The sequence below is a fragment of the Hymenobacter sp. genome (assembly GCF_036387835.1).
Lineage (GTDB): Bacteria > Bacteroidota > Bacteroidia > Cytophagales > Hymenobacteraceae > Hymenobacter.
In genome coordinates this window covers 1-21,287 of record NZ_DASVSY010000071.1, presented here as the reverse complement: position 1 = coordinate 21,287, position 21,287 = coordinate 1, and the positions used below count along the sequence as shown (strand labels likewise).

General features: G+C 54.2%; 14 protein-coding genes and 1 pseudogene. 3 read left to right on the top strand and 12 right to left on the bottom strand.

Annotated features, from left to right (window positions below; all coding sequences use genetic code 11):
• Positions 1-297: 297 nt before the first annotated feature.
• Positions 298-2,784, top strand: coding sequence for a TonB-dependent receptor (locus tag VF639_RS13485; RefSeq protein WP_331146437.1), 2,487 nt, complete (start codon positions 298-300; stop codon positions 2,782-2,784).
• 130 nt (positions 2,785-2,914) lie between these two features.
• Here VF639_RS13485 and VF639_RS13480 read toward each other — a convergent pair whose 3' ends face one another.
• Complete coding sequence (locus VF639_RS13480; protein ID WP_331146436.1) at positions 2,915-3,661, bottom strand: shikimate dehydrogenase family protein; 747 nt, start codon at positions 3,659-3,661, stop codon at positions 2,915-2,917.
• Between the two features lie 115 nt (positions 3,662-3,776).
• Positions 3,777-4,433 (bottom strand): DedA family protein, encoded by a 657-nt coding sequence (locus tag VF639_RS13475; protein WP_331146435.1) that lies wholly within the window; start codon positions 4,431-4,433, stop codon positions 3,777-3,779.
• Positions 4,434-4,591: 158 nt separating this feature from the next.
• Between VF639_RS13475 and VF639_RS13470 the strand changes: the two genes are divergently transcribed.
• A complete protein-coding gene (locus VF639_RS13470) occupies positions 4,592-6,994 on the top strand; it encodes an erythromycin esterase family protein (RefSeq protein ID WP_331146434.1) in 2,403 nt (800 codons plus the stop codon).
• A gap of 94 nt (positions 6,995-7,088) precedes the next feature.
• Here the strand turns inward: VF639_RS13470 and VF639_RS13465 are convergent, their stop codons facing one another.
• The 4 genes from VF639_RS13465 to VF639_RS13450 all read right to left on the bottom strand — a co-directional run bounded on the left by VF639_RS13465 (position 7,089) and on the right by VF639_RS13450 (position 10,986).
• Positions 7,089-7,739: a spermidine synthase gene (locus VF639_RS13465; protein WP_331146433.1), complete on the bottom strand. Its 651-nt coding sequence runs from the start codon at positions 7,737-7,739 to the stop codon at positions 7,089-7,091.
• Positions 7,740-7,843: 104 nt separating this feature from the next.
• The gene (locus VF639_RS13460; RefSeq protein WP_331146432.1) at positions 7,844-8,761 is read right to left on the bottom strand and encodes a TraB/GumN family protein; all 918 of its coding nucleotides are present in this window, start codon (positions 8,759-8,761) and stop codon (positions 7,844-7,846) included.
• Between the two features lie 150 nt (positions 8,762-8,911).
• Positions 8,912-10,333, bottom strand: coding sequence for a PQQ-dependent sugar dehydrogenase (locus VF639_RS13455; RefSeq protein WP_331146431.1), 1,422 nt, complete (start codon positions 10,331-10,333; stop codon positions 8,912-8,914).
• A gap of 53 nt (positions 10,334-10,386) precedes the next feature.
• Positions 10,387-10,986 carry a GNAT family N-acetyltransferase gene (locus VF639_RS13450; protein WP_331146430.1) on the bottom strand — a complete coding sequence of 200 codons (600 nt, stop codon included), beginning with the start codon at positions 10,984-10,986 and terminating at the stop codon, positions 10,387-10,389.
• A 663-nt stretch (positions 10,987-11,649) separates the two neighbouring features.
• Between VF639_RS13450 and VF639_RS13445 the strand changes: the two genes are divergently transcribed.
• Entirely contained in the window at positions 11,650-13,830 is a 2,181-nt protein-coding gene (locus VF639_RS13445) for a sensor histidine kinase (protein ID WP_331146429.1), read from the top strand.
• A gap of 123 nt (positions 13,831-13,953) precedes the next feature.
• On the opposite strand, the gene VF639_RS13440 is transcribed toward VF639_RS13445, so the two are convergent.
• From VF639_RS13440 to VF639_RS13415, 6 genes and pseudogenes are all read right to left on the bottom strand, one after another.
• Positions 13,954-14,784, bottom strand: coding sequence for a phosphosulfolactate synthase (locus tag VF639_RS13440; RefSeq protein WP_331146428.1), 831 nt, complete (start codon positions 14,782-14,784; stop codon positions 13,954-13,956).
• A gap of 160 nt (positions 14,785-14,944) precedes the next feature.
• On the bottom strand, positions 14,945-16,342 hold the full coding sequence (locus tag VF639_RS13435; RefSeq protein WP_331146427.1) for a tetratricopeptide repeat protein: 1,398 nt from the start codon (positions 16,340-16,342) through the stop codon (positions 14,945-14,947).
• A gap of 168 nt (positions 16,343-16,510) precedes the next feature.
• Complete coding sequence (locus VF639_RS13430) at positions 16,511-17,539, bottom strand: NAD-dependent epimerase/dehydratase family protein (protein ID WP_331146426.1); 1,029 nt, start codon at positions 17,537-17,539, stop codon at positions 16,511-16,513.
• A gap of 92 nt (positions 17,540-17,631) precedes the next feature.
• A complete protein-coding gene (locus VF639_RS13425) occupies positions 17,632-18,402 on the bottom strand; it encodes a tyrosine-protein phosphatase (RefSeq protein ID WP_331146425.1) in 771 nt (256 codons plus the stop codon).
• A 20-nt stretch (positions 18,403-18,422) separates the two neighbouring features.
• Positions 18,423-20,903, bottom strand: coding sequence for a polysaccharide biosynthesis tyrosine autokinase (locus VF639_RS13420; RefSeq protein WP_331146424.1), 2,481 nt, complete (start codon positions 20,901-20,903; stop codon positions 18,423-18,425).
• A 53-nt stretch (positions 20,904-20,956) separates the two neighbouring features.
• Positions 20,957-21,287: pseudogene (locus VF639_RS13415) on the bottom strand (hypothetical protein); the annotation flags it as partial.

The window sequence follows — 21,287 nt, the reverse complement described above, 5'->3', positions numbered from 1 at the left end:
CGGTGCGGGGCGGGCCGTCCAACGACCGACGCGCCGCTTCGGGCACTGTTCTGTTCTACGAGTAGTGGTTCTACGAACCGCTGCGCGGAATTCGTAGGACCACACGTTGCATCACAAAATGCCAGCTGATACGCAACCTTCCGTTGTTGGTTGAGACGAAACATATTGTTCATTGAATTTCTTCGGTTAGCGCTAACACTATCCCCTATTTTAGAGCGTTGTGCCACCAATTACCGCCACTTGGAGTCCTTGGTGTAGTGGCGTCTATTCCGGCAGCTTATCCTTTCCCATCTTACTATGAAGCAAACCCTTACGTTGCTGCTTGCAGCCCTGCTTGCCATGCCCGGCGCGCAGGCCCAAATACCGGCCACGTCCGCCCCTAAGGCTGCCACTCAAGGCACCGGCCGCCTGACCGGCACCGTGGTAGACGCCACCACCCAGAAGCCCGTCGAGTACGCCACCGTTACGCTGCTGCCGGCTACGGGCGCCACACCAGTGGCCGGCAGCACCTGCGACGCGCAAGGCAAGTTCGAGTTGAAGCAAGTACCCGCTGGCTCGTTTCGGTTGCAAATCAGCTTTGTGGGCTACACCAGCCGCACCGAAACCGTGACGGTTAACACACAAGCCACCGCGCTCGGCGTGCTGGCCCTCACGGCTTCGGCGCAGAAACTAGGCGAGGTAACCGTGACCGGCCAACGGGCCCTGGTGGAAACCAAGCCTGACCGCTTGGTATACAATGCCGAGCAGGATGCAACCAACGCCGGGGGCACGGCCGCCGACATTCTGCGCAAAACGCCCATGGTCAACGTCGACAACGACGGCAACGTGCAGCTGCGCGGTACCAGCAACGTGCGCATCCTAATCAACAACAAGCCGTCGGCCATCTTATCAGGCAACTTGGCCGAAGCGCTCAAGCAGATTCCGGCCGACCAGATTAAGGCCATTGAGGTGGTGACGGCGCCCTCGGCCAAGTACGATGCCGAGGGCTCGGGCGGCGTTATCAACATTGTATTGAAAAAGAACAGCTTGCAGGGTACCAACGGCAGCTTGGGCGCCAGCACCGGCAACCGCAACCAAGGCATCAACGGTGCCCTGAACGTGCGGCGCGGCAAGTTTGGGGTCAACACCAAGCTGAGCGGGTTCAAAAACCAATATCCCTACAAGAGCAGCACCACCCGCACCGATTTGACGCCCCTCGGCGAAGGTCGGCTAGAGCAGAACTCCACCTCCCGCAACGTGGGGCAGGGTGGCTTCGGGCAGGTGGAATTCACCTACGACCCATCGCCCTTACACAGCTTCACGCTCAGTGGCAACGGCAACTCCTACCAGAGCCGCTCGCCCCAGAATCTGTTCACGCAGTATGACGGCCCCGATGCGCTGGAACTCGATACGCTCTACTCGCGCGACATTCTGCAGCAGTACGGAAACCGCAACTACGACGTCAACGCCGGCTACACCCGCACCTTCGGCGAAGCGCAGCCGCGGCGCGAGTGGAGCGTGCTGGCGCAGCACACCCGCAGCCGCAACAACCAAAACTACCGCCTCGACCAGTACAACGGCGCCGACGTGCTGACCGGCCCCCTCGAATACCAGGAGCGTAGCCTCAACCTGGCCCGCAACCTCGAAACCACCCTCCAAACCGACTACACCCATCCCTTTCGCGACTCGACCACCCTGGAAAGCGGCGCCAAACTCATCCGGCGCAGCGTCAGCAGCGACTACAGCCTCGACACGCTACTCCTGCGTGAGCAGTCCGACTTTGCGCGCAGCCCCCTACGTTCCAACGCCTTCGACTACCAACAAAACGTGCTGGCGGCCTACAGCACCTATAATTTTTCGGGCGGCAAGAAGTATGCGTTCAGCTTGGGCACCCGCTTGGAGCGCACTGCTATTGAAGGGCGGTTTCAAGGGGAGAATGGCCGTTTCTCCAACAACTATCTGAACGTACTGCCCAACATCAGCGCCACACGTACCCTTAAAAAGCCGGGTCAGACGCTGCGCCTGAGTTACTCGCGCCGCATCCAACGCCCTCAGATTTACTACCTCAACCCCTACGTCAACCAAAGCACCCCCAACAGCATCAGCTACGGCAACCCCAATCTGTCGCCCGAAATTACCGATGTCTTCGAGCTCAGCTACGGCACATTCGGGGAGAAAACTTCACTGAATGCCTCCACCTACGTGCGCCGCACCGGCAACTCCATCGAAGAGTTTAACACTTATAACGAGGAGCTAGCCCGCACCGAAAGTACGTACGGCAACATTGCCACCAACACCACCTACGGCCTCAGCCTCTATGGCTCCCTAAAGCCCGTTCCGGCCCTGAACCTGAGCAGCAACGTGAACGTCGATTACACGCGCCTCTACAGTGCGGCTCTCCAACAGAGCAACAACCTCCTAAACGCGTTTGTAAGCCTGAACTCCTCGCTGAAACTAGGCAAAGTGTACAGCCTGCAAGCCAACGGCGGCTTCTGGACGGGTGGTTTGCAGCTCCAAAGCCGCTACTCGGGCGGCTACTACTACTCGGCCGGCGTAAAGCGGACCTTACTGAAGGAGAAGGCCGACCTGACGCTCAATGCCAGCAACTTCTTGTCCCCCGGCCGCGAGTTCCGCAGCAGCACCGAAACCGCTCAGTTCCGCAGCAGCAACATCTTCTACTCGTATCAGCGCTCTTTCCGCCTCTCGTTCAACTACCGCTTCGGCAAGCTCGACAATTCCCAGCGCCAGCGCCGTTCCATCCAAAACGACGACGGCAAACAAGGCAGCAGCAAAGGCGGGCAGTAAGTGGTGAAATTGTGAATGAGTGAATGAGTGACTGAGTGAAGTAGCCTACGGTGCTACTGGCGCGCATGGCGTGGCTGTCAGCTAACGTCAGCGGACGTAGGCTACTTCACTCATCCACTCATTCACCATCTCACTCCCTTCCGCCCGTCCAGATTTCCCAGGCGGCTTCGGCTTGGAGGCAGAGCATTTCGAAGCCGTTTTTGGTTTGGGCCCCTTGGGCTTGGCCGCGGCGCATAAACTCCGTTTCGCTGGGGTTGTAGATGAGGTCGAAGAGGTAGTGTTGGGGGGTGAGGGTTTCGTAGGGAATGGGCGGAAACTGTTCGATGTTGGGGTAGGTACCGAGGGGGGTGGCGTTGATGATCAGGAGGTGATCTTCCAGCACTTGGGCGGTTAGTTCGGCGTAGGTGAGGCCCGTGCCCATAGGATTGCGCGACACCACCCAACAGCCAATACCAAGGTCGCGCAGGGCCACTTCCACGGCTTTGGAGGCGCCACCACTGCCTAGGATCAGCGCCCGGCCCGTAAAATCGGGCGGCAGAAAGCCGGATAGGGAGATTCGAAACCCCACTACGTCGGTGTTGTGCCCAATCAGGCGGCCGTCGGGTGCAAACTCGATAACATTAACGGCTCCTACGCGGGCGGCCGAGGAGGCTACTTCGCTGAGGTAAGGCCAGACTTGCTCTTTGTAAGGAATGGTTACGTTCAGGCCGCGCAAGTTGGGGTGCTGGCCTAGCAATTCGGGCAGCGCGTCGATGAAGGGCAGCTCAAACAGCTCGTAGTGATGATCGGCAAGATGGAGACTATCGAATTTCTGACTGAAATACGTCTGGGAAAAAGAATGCTGCAACGAACGGCCAAGCAATCCAAATTCGGGCATAAAGGCGGGATAATATTTCAGGAGGCAAGCAACAAAAAAAACCACCCGGCCCAAAGAACCTGAGTGGTTTCTTGTAAAAGAACTGCTTTAGAAGCTTGTCATTCCGACGCAGGAGCTAAGCCACCGGCCGGCTGCTGGCCCGCCGCGACTTGAAAAACTCGAACAGCACCGGCAGCACCGACAGCCCGATAATGGCCAGCACCACCAGCGAGAAGTTCTTCTGAACCGCCGGAATCTGCCCAAAGAAATAGCCAGCCAGCGTGAGCAACGACACCCACAACACCGCCCCCACTAGGTTGTACGACAGAAACCGGCTGTAGCTCATGGTGCCTACGCCCGCCACAAACGGCGCAAACGTGCGGATAATGGGGATGAAGCGGGCCAGAATGATGGTTTTGGCACCGTGCTTTTCATAGAACTGCTGGGTACGCTCCAGGTGCGCGCGCTTCAGAAAGCGAGAATTTTCGCGGAACACCCGCGGCCCCAGATAATCGCCGATGTGGTAGTTGAGCGTGTCGCCGAGCACGGCGGCCAGAATCAGCAAACCCACCATGGCCCACACGTTTAGGGGCGAGCCGGGCAGCGCTGCCAACGAGCCGGCCGCGAACAGCAGCGAGTCGCCGGGCAGGAAAGGCAGCACCACCACGCCCGTTTCAACGAAGATGATAAGGAACAGAATGGCGTAGGTCCAAGCCCCATAATCCTGAATGATGGCGCCAAGATGCTTGTCAAGGTGCAGAACGAAATCAAGCAGGTGCTTTAGAATTTCCATAGGGCGAGAAGGCAGTTTGGTTGCAAAGAAAGTAGAAAGCGGCCGGAGTATCGCAGAACCAGCTAGCGGCCAATTGAAAAAGCAAGGAAAACTTTCACTTTCAGTAGGCGCTAGCTGACTAGCCACCAACGTTGCCAAGTGAACTACTCCTACTATCTATGGCTGCCTATCTGATTCGCTTTGTTTGCTGGACCACCTTATTGCTATCCAACCTCTCTGTCTCTGCGCAGGCCATTCGCAACCTCGACTTCGAGCCCCAAGCCAACGGCCGTCAACCGCTGCTGCTATGGTCCCGCAATCAGCAGCCCGATGAGCTACTAATCCGCGTCGATAGTGTGTCGCCGGCGCAGCACGGCCGGGGTAGCCTGCTACTCGACGCTTCCAGGGCCGAAGAGCCGGAAGGTGGTACCATCTACTTTTCTCTACCGGCTACCGACTCGTTACGCGGGCGCCTTGTGACGGTCAGCGCCTGGGTGCGCACAGAAAATTTTCAGGGTAAGGCTTGGCTGAGCGCCTATTCTGCGAGCCAAGACGAAAGCCTGAAATATTCGGGGAACCTCTCGCAGAGCGAAGCACCTGGTACTGCAGCCAACCTCGCGTCCACGACCAACTGGCAGCGCTTGCAGATTCAGTTGTCTGTAAATAAATCAGCCGACAATTTAGCCATGATGCTGATCTTCAATGGCAAGGGGCAGTTGTGGCTCGACAATTTCGAAGTGCAGTGGGAAGGCGGCAAGTACCAAGACCTTCCGCTGGCCGGCACCGAGCCGCTGCTGCTACCCTCCGGCACCCCACTACCTGATTGGGACTTTGAGCGCCGCGGACCAGCACAGGTACAATTTCCGCGGCCTGTTCCTCGCCATTGGCAGCTAGATTCGACGGTGGCCCGGCACGGTCGACGCAGCTTACGCCTTGAAGCTGCTCCTACCGGCGCCGCCCCTGTGTACTTGGGCGTCGTACCACTGGATTCGCTGCAAGGCAAGACACTTATTGTACGCGGCTACCTACGCCACAGTGCTCCTGCTACTCCCGGAACTGTTGCACCCGTGCTATTGCACCGCATTTTAAGCAACAGCGACCGGCATTTTTATCCATATGATCGTTTCAAGTGGACCGGCACCCTCGAAAGCCATTCCTTACCCTCCTCCCCGTCAACGGCTGTAACAGAGTGGCAGCGGTTTGAGGTAACAATACCTATCAAAGACAAGCATAATCATTCGGCCCTGTCACTGCTCCTGCAGCCTGGTGCCGCGCCCGTGTGGCTCGATCAGGTGGAACTGCTGGCTGATGGCCGGCCCTTCACGCCCAAAGCCCCTCCGGTGCCAGGCCAACCTACGGCGGCAGAGCTGGCCTGGCTACGCAAAGCGGCAGTACCACTGCGCATCACTGCCCCCGAAGGCGACCAGAAAGACTTAGCAGCTTTCGGGCAGTTGGTGGGTAAGGCCTCAATTATTGGGCTCGGGGAGGTGACGCACGGCTCGCACGAGCAAATGCAGCTTAAGCACCGGCTGTTTCGCTACCTGGTCGAGCAGAAAGGGGCTCGGGTATTGGCGCTTGATGCTGACTTGGGTGCTTGCCTGGCCCTCAACGACTATCTGCAAACCGGCAAGGGCGACCCGCAGCAGCTGGTGGCAGAACTTTCGCTCTGGGATACCGCGGAAATGCTGGCCCTGGTGCACTGGATGCGTTCTTACAACGAACGCGCCCCCGTCAAGCTCCAGCTGCTGGGTCTCGACCTCCGGCAAGCGCCGGAGGGCTTACGGTACCTGCGTCAGCAACTACCCGCAGCTAAACCAGGCTCCCGGGGTGAGTTGCTCGCCGCGCTGCAAAGTCAGCTGCAAGGGCTAACCGACGCTGAAATCGCCTTGGACCCTTTCCAACAGCCCGAGAAGTCGGACCCCCGCCTGGATGCCGTGCGCAAGCTATTGGCCGCCGTGCACTCCGCCTATGATGTGCCAGCCAAGCTACGCGGCGGCTACGGTGCAACCCCGGCGGAAGCGGCCGCCCTCGCCCAGCTGCTGCGCGTGGCCGAACAGTTCAGCGTGCTACACACAATATCGAGCGGTTTGCGCCCCCATTATCGCGCCGCCTGCTTAGCGGAAAACGTGCAATGGGCCCGCACGCAAGCCGACGGCGGCCGCGTGGTGGTGTGGGCCAACAACAACCAAATTGCTATGAACGACATCGACTACCTCACGGCGGGCCAATGCTTGCGGCGGCAGTATGGCCTCGGGTATGTAGCCGTGGGGCTGGCTTTTCACGAAGGCACATTTCGCGCATTACGCCCCAACAATCCACCTGCCTTCTTTACGGCTACGGCCGTGCCGTCGGCGGCGGGGAGCTACGAGAATTACTTCCATTCCGCCGCCCTACCCGCTGCGCTGCTCGATGTGCGCACCCTTAACCTAACGCCGGGCACGCAGTGGCTGTTCGAGAACCTGCTGCTCCGCGACGGCGCCCTTTCGTCCTACCCCCAACCGTTCAGTCGCCACAGCCTGCGCCGCGAATTCGACGCGCTGCTGTATGTGCCCAAATCCACGCCTGCCACGGCCGTGCGGTGAGTTTTGCTCTTGTGGCACTTAGTGTAAAAGCCATGCGAAAGTCGTGTGGCTTTCGCGTTACAAGCCACATCTAACATCTTGGCTTCTGGAGCTACTACGCAGTCTTCTGCAAGATAAACAGTTGGTTGAGGAGCTCCACTTCCATTGTTTTCACTGAGAAGCCCGTGGTTTCTAGATAAGCGGACATTTCTTTGTTATCCACGTACAGTGGCACTTCGGTGAGCGTATTGAAAAGTATGTAACCGCCAGGACGTAATATCCGCCGCAGTTCCTGCCAGAACGCAGTTGTTTGCAGTCCGGCTGGCAACGCTAAATCCACAAACAAATCCACGACAATCAGTCCAAACTGGCTTGTTGGTGCCGTGTGCACCCACTCGAAAGCATCGGCACGCACAATCTCTAACTGCGCATCGGGCCGAATACCAAACTCTGTATCGGCTAGCTCAATTATAACTGGGTCTATCTCAATGGCCGTAAGGTGACCTTGATACTGTTTTTCCTGCCGCAGGATAGCCACCACCGACCCTCCACCTAAACCGAGCAGCAGCGTATGTTCGGCTTGCTCGGGTGCTACAAACAAGAGCCCGTAACGCATTACCCGCTCCAACGAGCCATAGGAATAGTTGGCGTGGCGGGTATCGAGCACCTTGCGGCCCTGATACCACGTCACCTCCATGGGGCCATTGACAGCAGACTGCACTGTGCGGGTAAGGGGCATAACGTAGCTCAACAGGTGGTTCAGCATGGGTGATGAAATGATTTGGCGATTTAGTGAGTTTGACGCTCTACCCCCTGTGAGTTGAGCCAATATCAGTTGAACTCATTAATTCGTCAATTCATTGCATCTCCTTACTGCACTACTGGCCGAATTTGGTAGCCCTGCTGCCGTAGCAACGCTAACACGCCTTTGGGGCCACCCAGGTGCGCCGCACCAACCGCAAAAAAGGTGGGCTTGGCCGTAGCGTAACGCGTAATGCCCGCTATCCAGCGCTGGTTGCGCGAGTCGAGCAGCAGGTCTTCGTACTTCTGGAACCCGAATAAGCTTTTCGAGGTCAGGTTATGGAGTTGCTCAACGTCCTGGGCTTTGTAGAGCGTCATCATTTGCTGAAGCTCTTGCTTAGCAGCAACTTCTTGGTTCACCATGTCCGCCAGCATCTTGCTTTGCTCGGCATACGGAATCTTGTCGAAGAGGCCTAGCTGTTCCTGCACGGTTTCCAGGCCCAGCACTTCCTTCTTTGCTTCCTGGGCCATCTTCACGAAGGTAACCTCGTAGCTGGCCGGCGTGCATCCAAGCAGCACCGGATACAGCATGGAACTTAAAATAAACGGTTTTACCGCTCCTACTTTATCGATGGGCAGCTTGGTATTGGCTTGCAGGTAGTTGCCAACGGCGGTGTAGTCAGCGGCCGAGAGCAGCTGCTGTAGGTTCTGGCCGCCGCTCATCAGCATGTCGCTCTGCATTTCCTGCATCATGGTAGGGCTGTCCATGTCGAGTTCCATTACCACCTGCTGGGTTTTGCCGAAGGCTTGCTTGAGTTGGTCGCTCATCTGCATATCGGCGGGGCACACCAAATGGATGGTCCCGTACAAGTAGGAAGGCTGGGTAAGGCCCTTACCCGATATCTCCCAAAGCAGCGTGTTCGTAGCCGCGGCAGCAACGCTAGCTTCAGGCTTGGCAGCAGCTTTCTTAACTACTTTTTGGGCTTGCGTGGCAAAGGAAGTCAGTAGTAGTGCAGCAAGCAGCGTTAGTTTTTTTGGCAAGAACATGGGAGCAGGAGCAAGATGAAGGAAAAGATGCCACATAGTTCGCCTGTCTCGGCCAATCATTACAGCGTATTGCTCTTTTTTAATTGACTGCCCATAGCGCACCACCGCACTACGCGTTGCTGACTGATCGCCCCGCAAGCTGTAAATGTGCTAGCGGGCCACGCTGGCGAGTTGCGAAGCCGTGTTTTGCTTTCCGGCCGCTTTAGCTGCTTGGTCACTTTGGGTTGCTACACGCCATACCTTGTTGCCGGCATCATCTAACACCAGCAACGAACCATCGGGTAGTTCCGTGACGCCAACGGGGCGGCCATATACTTCCTTGTTGCCCGTGTTGGCCACAAAGCCACTCACAAAGTCCTCGGAGCTACCAGCCGGCTTACCGTCCTTGAACGGCACAAATACCACCTTATACCCCGTAAACTCCGAACGGTTCCAGGAGCCGTGCTGGCCCACGAAAGCGCCTTTCTGGTACTTGGCCGGAAACGCCTTACCATCATAAAAAGCCAAGCCCAACGAAGCCGAATGCGGGCTTAGCGGTACTTCGGGCACTACCGCTTTTTCAACCAAATCGGGCCGTTCGCCTTTGCGGCGCGGGTCCTCGTTTTGTCCGAAATACGAGTAGGGCCAACCGTAGAAGGCACCGGGCTGCACACTAGTTAGGTAGTCGGGGACTAAGTCATCACCTAGCTCGTCCCGCTCGTTCACGGCCGCCCACAAGGCCTTAGTGGTCGGGTTCCAGTCCATGCCCACCGGGTTGCGCAGGCCGGAAGCGTACACCTTCTCGCCCGAGCCGTCAGGATTGATTTCCAAGATATTGGCCCGGCGCTGCTCGTACTCCATGCCATTTTCGGCCACGTTAGAGCTAGAACCCACGCTCACATAAATCTTCGAGCCATCCGCGTTGGCTACCAGGTTGCGGGTCCAATGGTTGTTGTAGCCTTTGCCGGGCAGGTCCAGAATTTTCTCGCCCGGTCCGGTTATTTTGGTTTGGCCAGGCTTATACGCATAGCGCAACACGCCGTCGGTGTTAGCTACGTAGAAGTAGTTGCCGAGCACCAACATACCGAACGGCTGGTTAAGCCCGGCCAGGAAAGTTTCGCGCAGGTCGGGCTTGCCGTCCTTATTGGTGTCGCGCAGGAGCGTGATGCGGTTGGCGCTGGTTTCCCTCAGCGACTTCGAAGGGTCGAGGTTTAGTTTGGCAGTTACTTTCTTCTTAAAGGAAGTAGGGATAGTGTTAGCCTCGGCTATCAATACATCACCACTCGGGGTCACGTAGGCCCAGCGCGGACTGATGAGGCCGCCTGCGTATTCAGTTACGGCAAAACCGGCAGGTACCACGGGCGTTTTACCGGCAGGCCAGCCTATCACCTTGCTGCGCTTGGTCGTGGATTTGGTGGCGTATGGTTTGGGCAGCGGCGGGGCGGTGGCTGCAGGAGCACTAGAATCAGACACAGTTGCCGTAGCGGCAGCAGGGGTATTGGTGGGCGTATCGGCGGCCGGCTTACCTTGGTTGCAAGCGGCAGTAAGCAGCAGTGCGGCCGCTGTTGGCAACCGGAACGAAAATCGCAGCATAAAAAACGGATGAGTTTTCTTCTACTACTTGCTTCTCACTGGTATTGTTGCGCTTACAGTTTTGTCGCTGCTACTTGGCCAGTCCGTTTTGCTTTGGTTGCTGCCGGCGTAAGTACAGAGTAGATAATTGAATCCAGGAACCGTCCCTGGAAAAAGTAGTTCTCCCGAAAGTGCGCTTCCTGCACAAAGCCGTGCTTTTCCAATAGCTGCCTAGACGCCGCATTTTTCGGATTGACGTTGGCCTCCACGCTGTGCAGCTTCAGTTTTTGGAATCCAAAATCAAGCACTGCTACCATCGCCTCACTCATGATGCCTTGCTGCCAATAGTCGGGATGGAGCCCATACCCTATTTCGGCACGGTGGTGCTCTGCTATAATGCGCCACAACCCAATAGTGCCTAGCAATTCATGAGCAGCATCAGGACGCACGATACCCCAGGTGATACCAACCTTGTCGGTCGCGCTTTGCTTTATCCGCTCGATAAGATCTAGCGTTTGCGCCACCGAGTTGTCGGGCTCCCGATCCAGGTACTGCATAATACGCGCGTCGGAGCGCTGTTGCAATAGCGCGGGCGCATCAGCTTCCTGAAGTTCGCGCAATATGAAACGCGCGGTACGAAGCTGAGGAAACGGAACCAATTGAATGTGTAGCATAGCTTGGCTTTCGGTTAGCAGTAGCGCTAGCGGCTCCAAGTCTACTACTAAAACCAGGCTCTTACAGAACGCGTAAGTTCAAGGCGTTCTTTCTTAACGCCAATGACCATCATTTTGCCTTAAGTAGCCATCAGATTGGCATTGATTACTTGATCTATGTGCTCATTATGTGCTCAGCAAATTATTGTTCGGCTTTGTCAACTTTTAGATCATTTACCTAAGAATATCAGAGGCGAATTGACACTAGGCTTGCTACCTTGTGCAAAGTCTACCCATGAGTTCAAGCATCGTAGTGACCTACATCTCATTCATTATGCGAGCAAGACAAAATACAATTGAGAGGCTATTCACTAAAAATGGCTTGAATAGCAACGAAACGCCTTTTCTTGGTATCTTTTTTAAACTACTCAATCTTACTTATAGATTTTAGCCGTATTATGTATGAAAATAACGGCTCATCACTAGTAATCTGAGAATAATTAAATATACTTGTAATAATTTAATTATGTTATAAAAGTGCCGGGAATCAAACCCCATTATATGAGCAGCTCTCCCTACTAATAAGTTGCTTCTTGCGCCCTACTAATGCCTCTTGCTCCGATTACTCAGTTAACGTCACACCCGTTCGCTGAGGCCTTTTCTTACCTCCCTGCTCCTACTCTGTTGCTGGATAACGATGGTAACATCGTGGCAAGCAGCGTAGGAATAGCGGAGCTATGGCCTGCTGCCGTACCGGCTGCTCTAGCCGGCCGGCCCTTGCAAGACGCTCAGTCTCAGCTAGGACCAGTAGCTACCGCTTGGGCATACGCCCATAGTGTAGTTCGCTCTACACCATGGGTACAACCGCCGGTCCTACTGCCAGTAGCTTGGCCCATTGGCAACGGAAAGCCTGCCCGTTGGTGGCAACCTTCCCTAACCCGCATTGCGTTGAGCTCAGGAGCGGGTAGCTATTGGCTGGCGACGGCCCATGTTACTGCGTCAGCAGTTCCCGAAGCCACAACCAGCCAGTCGCCTGACCCCGACGAGATAGTGCAGCTGCGGGATGCCCTGGCCCACTTGCCGGGTTACGTCCTAACCCTGCGCGGGCCTGAGTTTCGCATCAGCTACGCCAGCCCGAAGCTAGCTTCTTTACTTGGACAGGAGGAATTGGTTAACCGTTCAGCCGCCGAGGTGCTAAATGCTTTACAAGCCTCGGATGCGTTGTCGGTGATAACCAGCACTTATCAGACAGGACAACCCTTTGTAGTACGCGAGTTGCTGCTGCCAGGCTCCGAAGCTGCCCCGCACTATTTCAATGTTAGCCTCCGGCCCTTACGCGACGCCAATCAGCAAATCACGGGTGTGCTCGTATTTGCGCAGGACGTGACCAACCGGTTCCGGACTGCGGCTACGGCCGCGGTGGCTACCGCTCCCTTTCAGGAAATAGTAGAGCACCTTCCCCAGATAACCTCTATCAGCTCTGCCGAAGGCGTAGTAGAGTATTTGAGCCCGCAATGGTTTGCCTATACTGGACAATCTACAGACGTCCTTTACTCGCATGATTGGGTAGATGCCTTGAATTCCGACGACTGGACTGAAGTACTACAAGAGCTACCTGAGCACCTGCGTAAGGGCGAGGCCTGGAGTTGGCAAGCCCGTATCCGTCGTTACGACGGTGAGTACCGTTTGCACCTGGCGCATATGGAGCCGGAGCGCAATGAGGCCGGCCGTATCAGCCGCTGGTTTGGCACTCTCACCGACATACAGGACCAGTCACCAAGCCCCGATACCCCTCGCCCCGACTCGCTGCAGGAGGACCCGTGCAAAGAGCTAACGGACAACCTGCCGCAGTTGCTCTGGACGCTCAAACCTGATGGCACGCCCGATACTTTAAACCAAGCCGCTATTGATTACATTGGCCCCGATGCACAGCCGAGCACCGACCAGGGAGGGCAGCAGATAATTCCGGGTGACGATGTGGTGCAAGCCTTAATAGACCGGCAGCATAACTTAGGTGCTAACGAAAGTTGGGAGTACCAAAGTCAAATTGAGCGCTATGACGGAGAAATACGCTGGTTTCTGCATCGGGCCCAGCCTCTGCGCGATGCCAATGGCACCATTGTAAAGTGGTACGGCACCAGCACTGATATTCAGGAACTGAAGCAAGCCAACCTGCAGCTCCAGCAGCAGAACGAAGACCTGCTTCGCAATAATCGAGAGCTTGACGCCTTTGTGCAAGCCGCCGCTAGTGAGTTGCGCCAGCCTATTCACAACCTGCAGGCCTTGTTCGGCCAAATGCGCGAAGCTGTTACCTTCCACGACCCCGACGCCAATGCGCTACTCGTGATGGCCGACAACAGCCTGACGCGGTGGAACAACACGGTTCGTAATCTGATGCAGCTAGTGAAAGCTTTAGAGCAGCATCAGCTACCAGCCGAAGAACTTTCGCTGGCTACTGTGACTCGGGAGGCGCTCTTAGGTTTGCATCCGCACCTGCGCGCTTCGGGCGGGGAGGTTTCCACACACTTTCAAAGCTTGCCAACGGTATCGTACGTGCGCCCGCACTTGCTCAGTATCATCACTAATCTGCTCAGCAATTCCATTCGCCAGCACGACCCGAGCCGCCCGCTGCGGCTGCGGCTGGAAAGCAAGCACACAGCCAATGGTCGCGCGCAGCTCGTTGTGCAGGATAATGGCCTTGGCATGGAACCGTCGCGTAGTACTAGCCGCTCTTCCCGCACCCAGCCTGCTGGTTCTGGAGCCGCCGGACTCTATCTGATTCATCGGATAGTGGAAGACCACGGCGGCCACCTTGAAGTGGAAAGCATTCCAGGCAAAGGCACCACGTTCTGCGTAACGCTGTAAGTTAGTACAGTTCGTCGCCAAATAGTTGAACGGTGCCATAGCTGTTTTTCACCTACTGATTAAAGCCAAACGGCCTGCTCCTAATAAGGGGCAGGCCGCTTGGTTTGTAAACCACTCAACTTTTTATCCGCGGGGCATTGATGTACCCGGTTTGCCGGTCGGTTTTTCTGGCCGGAAGTCCTCGTCCACATTCTCCATATCTAGGAAATGAGTGAATGTATCCCCGCGGAGGCCAAGGCGGATAGTTTCCAAACTCACTATTTCATTGGGGGCGATATTACCCAGATTAACGTTGGCCCCAAGAAGCTTAATAAACCATACCTGCTGCGCTTTCTGCGGCGCTTCCCACAGAATTTTTTCCGACGGAATCTGAGTAAGAATTTCTTCTACCAAGCCCGAGCGCACCTCCCCGGTGCTCCGAAACAAACCAACGTTACCTGCCTCCCGAGCTTCACCAATCACTTTCACGGCTCCGGCTTCGAGTTCAGTTTTCATCTGCGAAATCCACTTGTAAGGCGGGATGATCTTTTCTGCATCCTTCGACCCTACTTCCGAAAGCACTTTCACTTCCTGCGTTAACTCTCGGATGTACTCTAGCTTACGGTCGTGGTTGAGGTCGATAGAACCGTCTGAAACTTCGGCGTACTCCATACCAAACTCCGACAGCAGCCGCCGGTAATCGTCGAACTGATTGCGAATGATGAAAGCCTCGAACAACGTCCCACCGAAGTAAACCGGAATTCCTGCTTCCTTGTAGACTTCCAGCTTGCGCTTGAGGTTGGGCGTTACGTAGGACGTAGCCCAGCCTAGCTTCACAATGTCGGTATAAGGGGCGCCTACCTCCAGAAAATCCTCGGTTTCGCGTATGCTCAGGCCCTTGTCCATTACCATCGTGAAACCTTGCTCACGGGGTTTGTCGGTACGTTCGGGCAGTTGGGAGAGGTTGTAATTCATTCGATTGGGGTATTGTTTTTCTGGGCCGCGAGTTCTTTACGCACCCTAAGAATTCAGTGAAGATGGCGGCAAAAGTACGGGCAAAACAATAGGCACAAAAAAGCTTGGGGATTTACCGCTCAGTTCACCTGAAACGTTAAATCCCCAAGCTCTTATCTCTTTACTTTCGGTACTGGTCAATTAGGCGGGCCAAGGCCTTTTGCGATTCTAGCTCCGGAAAGTAATCGAAAAGCAGTCGGTGCTTATCGAAATCCAAAACCAAGGCATTTTCCAGTGTCTCGTATGCTTCGCGATAACGACCAGCAGCCAGCAAGTAAGCACACAAGCGGTAATGTAACTCCGCTTCCGTTGGCTGAACCTCAACGGCATTGCGCATCAAGTCAATGGCTTCGTTGAAGTTGCCTTGCTCATACAAAATGATACTCCAATTCAACCAGGCATCTTTGTTGTCGGGTGCGGTTTCAGTGGCTTTTTCGTAGGCTTCCAGCGCGCTTACTACGTTGCCCACCTGGTATTCAGCCGCTGCTAATGCCAGCCAATACTCCACACTTTCGGCGTAGAGTTCCACAGCCTTCCGGAAGAAGTGAATGGCTTCGAAGTGCCGCTCCTGCTCGTTCATAATGATACCGATGCCAAACCAGGCCTCGTCCATTTCAGGATCCAGGTCGATGGCTCGCTGGTAGAAGCGGCGCGACAAGTCCCACTGCCGCAGCTTCTCGTAGCACTCCCCAATGTTGCACAGGGCTTCAGGAGTCGGCTGGCCTTCTTCATAGCTCAGTTCGAACTCCTGAATTGCCTCTTGATACTTTTCCTGACTAACATAGGTGCTAGCCAGGTAAGCATGTGCCTCCTGAAACTTGGAATCAATTAGGATGGCATACTCAAAAGCGCCTACTGCCTTGTCGAACTGCTCTAGCCGGTAATATGCCTGCCCTAAGTTGTACCACGCCACTGCCGAGTAAGGGTCGTCGTCGGTGAAGCGCTGAAAGAACTCCAAGTTACTTTCCAGCCGCTCACTTACTTCCAGGCAGTACAGCAGCTCCTGCACTGCCACGTCGTTTTCCATGTTCAGGCACAAGCTCTTTTTGTAGTACTTGGCCGCGCTTTTAAATTTCTGCCAACTTTGGTAAGCTAGTCCAAGGTTGAAATAGATATCGTCGCGGTCAGGTGCTCGCTCTGTAGCTTGCAGAAAGAATGCTACTGCTTCGGCGAATTCGCCTTTTTGGGTGGCAATAATGCCGCGGGTCACCGCTACGTCCGGATTGTCGGGATCGAGCTGCGCTACGTTTTCAATCTGAGTGGCGGCGGCAGTGTACTCACCTTTCATGGCGAGTACCTGCGACCGGTCGATGAGTAGTTCGGTACTGAATGGGTATTGGGCAATAGCGGCCTCGCAGGCCTGTAAGGCTTTGTCGTATTGGGTGTTGGTGGTATAGTGGTCGATGATGTTTTCGAAGTCGGCCAAATCAAAAAAGACGGGCTCATTGTGGGCTACCATGCGCTCGAAACGGCGCACGGTGTCCAATACCTCGTCCCGGTCCTCAAAATTTTCGTTCATTCTCATTCAGCTACAATCAAGTGCCAGACCGTCAAAACGGCAGCCTCAGCAGACTTAGTCGGGTAGAAACGCCCTTTAGAGGGGTTATGGCCTAATATACAACAACCGCACCGGAGGCCATCAAGTTCATGACGAATTGGTGAATCAGGGGCGGCTTGTTTTTACGTTTTACCAGCCAGTTCGGACGCCAAATCCAGCAGCTTCTTGTTTTACTAGTTCACCGCAGCACCACTGTATAGTTTCTGGCAGCGGCCGGAATGACTTGCTAGTAGCGCGCTGCACTTTATCGGCCCGGTAGATGATAGGCTGACGCCCGGCCCGGGCGGTGTCTTTGGTGATAAGTGGCCGCGCACCTGTCAGCACAGCTCGCACGTGTTCCAAGCGCCAAATGGTTTCGGCGGCCCAGTCGGGCACGACCACGGTGGGTGGCTTTTTGTTGAAACAGGTGGCCGCCTGCTTTAAAAATTGCTTTAGCGGCAGAGTACCGCCGTTCAGCACGTACCGCTCACCACTGATATCTGAATTTAGGGTGAGATGCAGCATCATGTCAACTACATCACGGACGTCGACTACATTGATGCTGCCGGGGGTATAAAAATAGTGCTGCTCCCAGGCATACCGGAAGAGGCGGGTGCTGCTACGGGTCCAGTCGGCAGGTCCTAAAATAACCGAAGGGTTGACCATGATAGCCGAAAGGCCTTCGGATATACCGCGCCATACTTCTAGTTCGGCCAAATACTTAGACGTAGCATACGCCCCATGCGCCGCGCCTAAATCCCACTTGCTTTGTTCATCGAGTATCTGTGGCGCTGGATCCGGTAGGGCTTCTTCTGCTTGCACTGCGGCACCTCCCAGCGCCGCCACCGACGACACTTGACACAGCCGCAACCCTGGCCGTTCCAAGCAAGCATCTACTACGGCCGCCGTCCCCTCGACATTCACTTGCAGCAACGCCTCTTCATCTTGCGGCGCATAGGAAACCAGCCCGGCACAGTGAAACACATGCGTCACGCCTTCCAGCGCGGTTTTCAATAAAGCAGAATCCCGTACGTCTCCTTCCACCCACTCCACTGCCGCGGCGTCCTCAATAACTGGCACCTGTTTTCGATACAGCGCACGTACAGAAAGGCCGCGCGCTACCAGCGCCGGAATCAGGAAGCTTCCTACAAGGCCACTACCGCCAGTGACAAAAATCATAGGATGAGCTGGATGAATAGTTGATTGCCTGGTAATTCAGAAACACAGCATAAATGAACGGCAAGCAGTTAACAATTCATCAGTTCAATTTGCTACAAAGTCTTGTTCAACAAGGGCAATTCCAACAGTTTGCGTAGGTATTCTGTGGATAAGGTCTTGTCGCGCAGCACAAAGGTGTGCTTAAGATTGTGTGCATCAGTGCCTACCATATCTACCATTTGAGCGTCTATCATCTTCTCTGCCACTCTCTTAGCCCCTGAAGAATAGTAACCTGCTAACGAATTGATATTAAGCTGCAGCAAGGCTCCGTTCTCGCGTATTTTCTTCAGATCATCGAAGCGCCCGTAGAGATAAGTATAGCGCTCAGGATGGGCTAGTACCGGCTGATACCCCATGCTTTGCAGCCGAAACACCGTTTCCGCTAAGTTGAAAGGCTCATTGATATAACTGGTTTCAAAAAGCAAGTACCGTTTCGCTCCACCAAAAGTAAGTAGTTCATCGCCTCGTTCCAGGCGTTTACCAAACCACTCATCAAGGTAGTATTCAGCGGCGCAGTGCAGTTCTACATCGGTTAGGCCAGCTTCCGTAGCAGCACGCTGCATAGCAACCAATGCTGCATTGATGCCTTCAGGGGTATTTTTGTAGAAGTCCCCCATGATGTGCGGCGTCATTATTACTTTACGGTAACCCAAGGCCCGCAACTCCCGCAAAAGCTCTATCGACTGCTCTACGGTTTCGGCTCCGTCGTCGAGCCCGGGTAGCAAATGTGAATGCATGTCGGCGTGAAGGGCACCGAGTTCTTCAGCCAGCGGTGTAGCCGCCATTGGCTTACTTCCAAACCATTTTTGCAGCAACGATACCATATAAACGGCTGAGAATAGTATCAGGAGAAACGCTTCCGCAGTCGTGCCAGTGTGCCCTCTACGGGTTTAGTATCCTCATAATACCCTTGTCCATAGCCGTATCCGTAGCCGTACCCATAGCCATAACCGTAGCCGTATAAGCCATTTGCACGAGCATCATTAAGTATGGTGCAGAGCCGAGTGAAGTTATTAGCCCGGATCAGCTTATTGATATTCTTTAGGAACGCTTTCTTCGAGTAGTTAGCCCGCACGATGTAGATTGGTATATCAGCCTTACGCATAATCAAAATACCATCCGTTACCAGCCCCACGGGGGGAGTGTCGATGAGAATCACATCGTACACTTGATGTAGCTCGGCCAGCATTTCATCGAACCGAGGACTTATAATCAACTCCGATGGATTAGGTGGGGTTGGTCCCGCTGAAATAAAGTCGAGCGTAGGAATAGAAGTGTGTTGCACGCACTCCAGCACAGTGTGCTTGTCGATCAGAATGGTGCTAACCCCTTTGATATTCTCAGCTCCGAAAGCCAAGTTCACCTTAGGCTTTCGCATATCCAAGTCCAGAATCACTACACGCTGCTCCGAAAGGGCAATGATGCCTCCCAAATTCACGGATACAAACGTCTTGCCTTCCCCAGAAACCGTTGACGTCACCGATATCATTCGCTTCTTTTTAGAAGAGCTAATGAAGTCTAAGTTCGTTCGAATGGAGCGGATCGATTCGCTGATAGCCGACTTGGGGTTCTTGTCAACTACCAGCTTCGAGACTGCCATTTTCTCTTTGTCGTAGGTAGGAATTACTCCCAGCACTGAGGCCGTTGTGGCTCGCTCCAGCTCCCGCACATTGGTTACCGTGTTGTGCATCAGGTACCGGACGGCAATTAATCCTAGCCCCAACACAATGCCACTAGCTAAACCGATAGCATACACCATCAACCGTACTGGCGAGATAGGCGCACCAGGCATGCTAGCTGGCGAGAGAATCTGGAAATCGGGGGTAGTACCAGCTATTGCAATGTTGAAATCGGCTTTTTTCCCCATCAACATAGTATAAGTGTTCTCGTACAGTGCCAAGGGGCGCTTCAACTGATCCTCCTCAGTAGCTTTTTCTGGCAAGCGCTGTAACTCGGCATTGTATCTCTCCCGCAGGTTTTGAAGCTTTACGGCTTGTTTCCGAAGCTGAAGCTGACTTTGAATTAGCGTTCGACGAATGTTGCTTTTCAAATAGTCTATCCGATCCTTACGTGACTGTACAGCTTCTGTAGTTTCACGATTAGAGCGCTCTACTCGGCGCAAGTCAAACAACATTGTATTGAGTTCGCCGAGTTGCTGAGAAAGTTGCGCGTCGGCCAAATTCGCCAACCCAGGAATACTTTCTTCAATAGTTATGTCTTCACGGGAAGCCAAATTCCCACGCTCGACCATAGTTGCCAGGTCTCCCAGAAGCTGTTGCTTGTCAGTAAGCGCCTGCTCCTCCTCTTCCAGCTTCTCAACCCGGCCTTTCAACTCGGCCACGTTTGAGCGGACATCGTAAGTTTTTGTTCGCTTTACAAAGTTCTGTAACTCTTTCGCAGCACCTTGTAGGTTTTGACCGTTTTCCCCTAGCTGTTGGTCCAGAAAGCGCAACGTCTTAGCATAGCCTGCTTGCTTCTGCACTAGCTTTTCTTGCAAATAAACGGTGTCAATTTTGTTAACGATAGCCCTGGCCTTAGCAGGATTAAATTCCTGAAAAGAAATTTGAATAGTATTGGCGTTCGGGTTTACAATTTCAACCAGCAAATTACGGTCGAGGTATCCATTGATAGAGCCTTCATCATTGATAATGAAATGGTATCTACGATCCAACGTTTCTTTGTTGAATAGGGCGCTGGGGCGAATAAACAGGGTCATTCCTCCAATTTGAAATGGCTGATTCAAACCCTGCTTTACGCTCTGCTCCTGCCCACCTAACAGGTAGCTAAGCTGGAATTGCTGGGAATCGAGGAACCTAATGTTGAACTTCGTATTATAAATAATATCACCTTGGTATTCTACACGAAAAGGAGAGATGCCATACAACTCCGACTCTAGTACTGTCCCTTCCTCGTAATAATTGACATTCAAGTCCAGCGAGTCGCGCAAGCGCCGGTAAATGATGTTGGATTTAATTATTTCAACCTCCCCTGACAGTTTGTTAATGCTTTGTTGGTTTTCAACGCTTGTCCCGAGTGAACCACCCAAACCTAGCGCCCCGGCTTCAGTTTTTTCGTCTATCTTCAGAATTGAAGAAGAACGATAAACCGGCTTGGTATAGCGTAGAAAGAGCCAGGAGCCAGTGAGCCCTAAACCAATAAGTAATAATAACCATAGTAGACTTCGGCGCGCTACCAAGAGTAGCGTGTCGAAGTCTAGCCCGCCCCCTTCATCGGTGGAGTCCGGTTCGATTACGGGCGTACTTACGCTCCCGCCAGTAGCATTGCGGATCAGTTCTTCAAGCTCGGCGTTTTCGTTAACGGCCATTTAGTAGAATAAGAAGTTCAGTGCAGACAAGTACAGTAATAAAACAAATCCTGCTAAAATGATCTGGAAATACTAATTATAGCGAGAAGGGTGCCAATAACCGCACCTGCCAGACTTATCACTGGGCTAGCATCGGTAAGAGCATCAGAGAAGGGACGGCGCACTGGTTCAATGTAGATAATATCGTTGGGTTCCACCTGCAAGTTGGCCCGACGCATCCCGTTTATGGTTGTTAAGTCTATTTGCTCTACCTGAGGGTTCTTTAGATCACCGCGAATAATACGAATATTAGAAGCTTTGCCTCCAGAACGGTAAAGAGATGCTCCGCCTCCGCCATTCCCATCGATACCACCAGCAGCAGCCAGCACTTCTATCAAGTTCATA

Bases quoted from the DNA above. Each gene is read 5' to 3' on its own strand.
- VF639_RS13455 (WP_331146431.1), bottom strand. From the start codon at position 10,333: ATGCTGCGATTTTCGTTCCGGTTGCCAACAGCGGCCGCACTGCTGCTT.
- VF639_RS13440 (WP_331146428.1), bottom strand. From the start codon at position 14,784: ATGAATTACAACCTCTCCCAACTGCCCGAACGTACCGACAAACCCCGT.
- VF639_RS13465 (WP_331146433.1), bottom strand. From the start codon at position 7,739: ATGCTGAACCACCTGTTGAGCTACGTTATGCCCCTTACCCGCACAGTG.
- VF639_RS13460 (WP_331146432.1), bottom strand. From the start codon at position 8,761: ATGTTCTTGCCAAAAAAACTAACGCTGCTTGCTGCACTACTACTGACT.
- VF639_RS13435 (WP_331146427.1), bottom strand. From the start codon at position 16,342: ATGAACGAAAATTTTGAGGACCGGGACGAGGTATTGGACACCGTGCGC.
- VF639_RS13485 (WP_331146437.1), top strand. From the start codon at position 298: ATGAAGCAAACCCTTACGTTGCTGCTTGCAGCCCTGCTTGCCATGCCC.
- VF639_RS13475 (WP_331146435.1), bottom strand. From the start codon at position 4,433: ATGGAAATTCTAAAGCACCTGCTTGATTTCGTTCTGCACCTTGACAAG.
- VF639_RS13480 (WP_331146436.1), bottom strand. From the start codon at position 3,661: ATGCCCGAATTTGGATTGCTTGGCCGTTCGTTGCAGCATTCTTTTTCC.
- VF639_RS13450 (WP_331146430.1), bottom strand. From the start codon at position 10,986: ATGCTACACATTCAATTGGTTCCGTTTCCTCAGCTTCGTACCGCGCGT.
- VF639_RS13420 (WP_331146424.1), bottom strand. From the start codon at position 20,903: ATGGCCGTTAACGAAAACGCCGAGCTTGAAGAACTGATCCGCAATGCT.
- VF639_RS13430 (WP_331146426.1), bottom strand. From the start codon at position 17,539: ATGATTTTTGTCACTGGCGGTAGTGGCCTTGTAGGAAGCTTCCTGATT.
- VF639_RS13425 (WP_331146425.1), bottom strand. From the start codon at position 18,402: ATGGTATCGTTGCTGCAAAAATGGTTTGGAAGTAAGCCAATGGCGGCT.
- VF639_RS13470 (WP_331146434.1), top strand. From the start codon at position 4,592: ATGGCTGCCTATCTGATTCGCTTTGTTTGCTGGACCACCTTATTGCTA.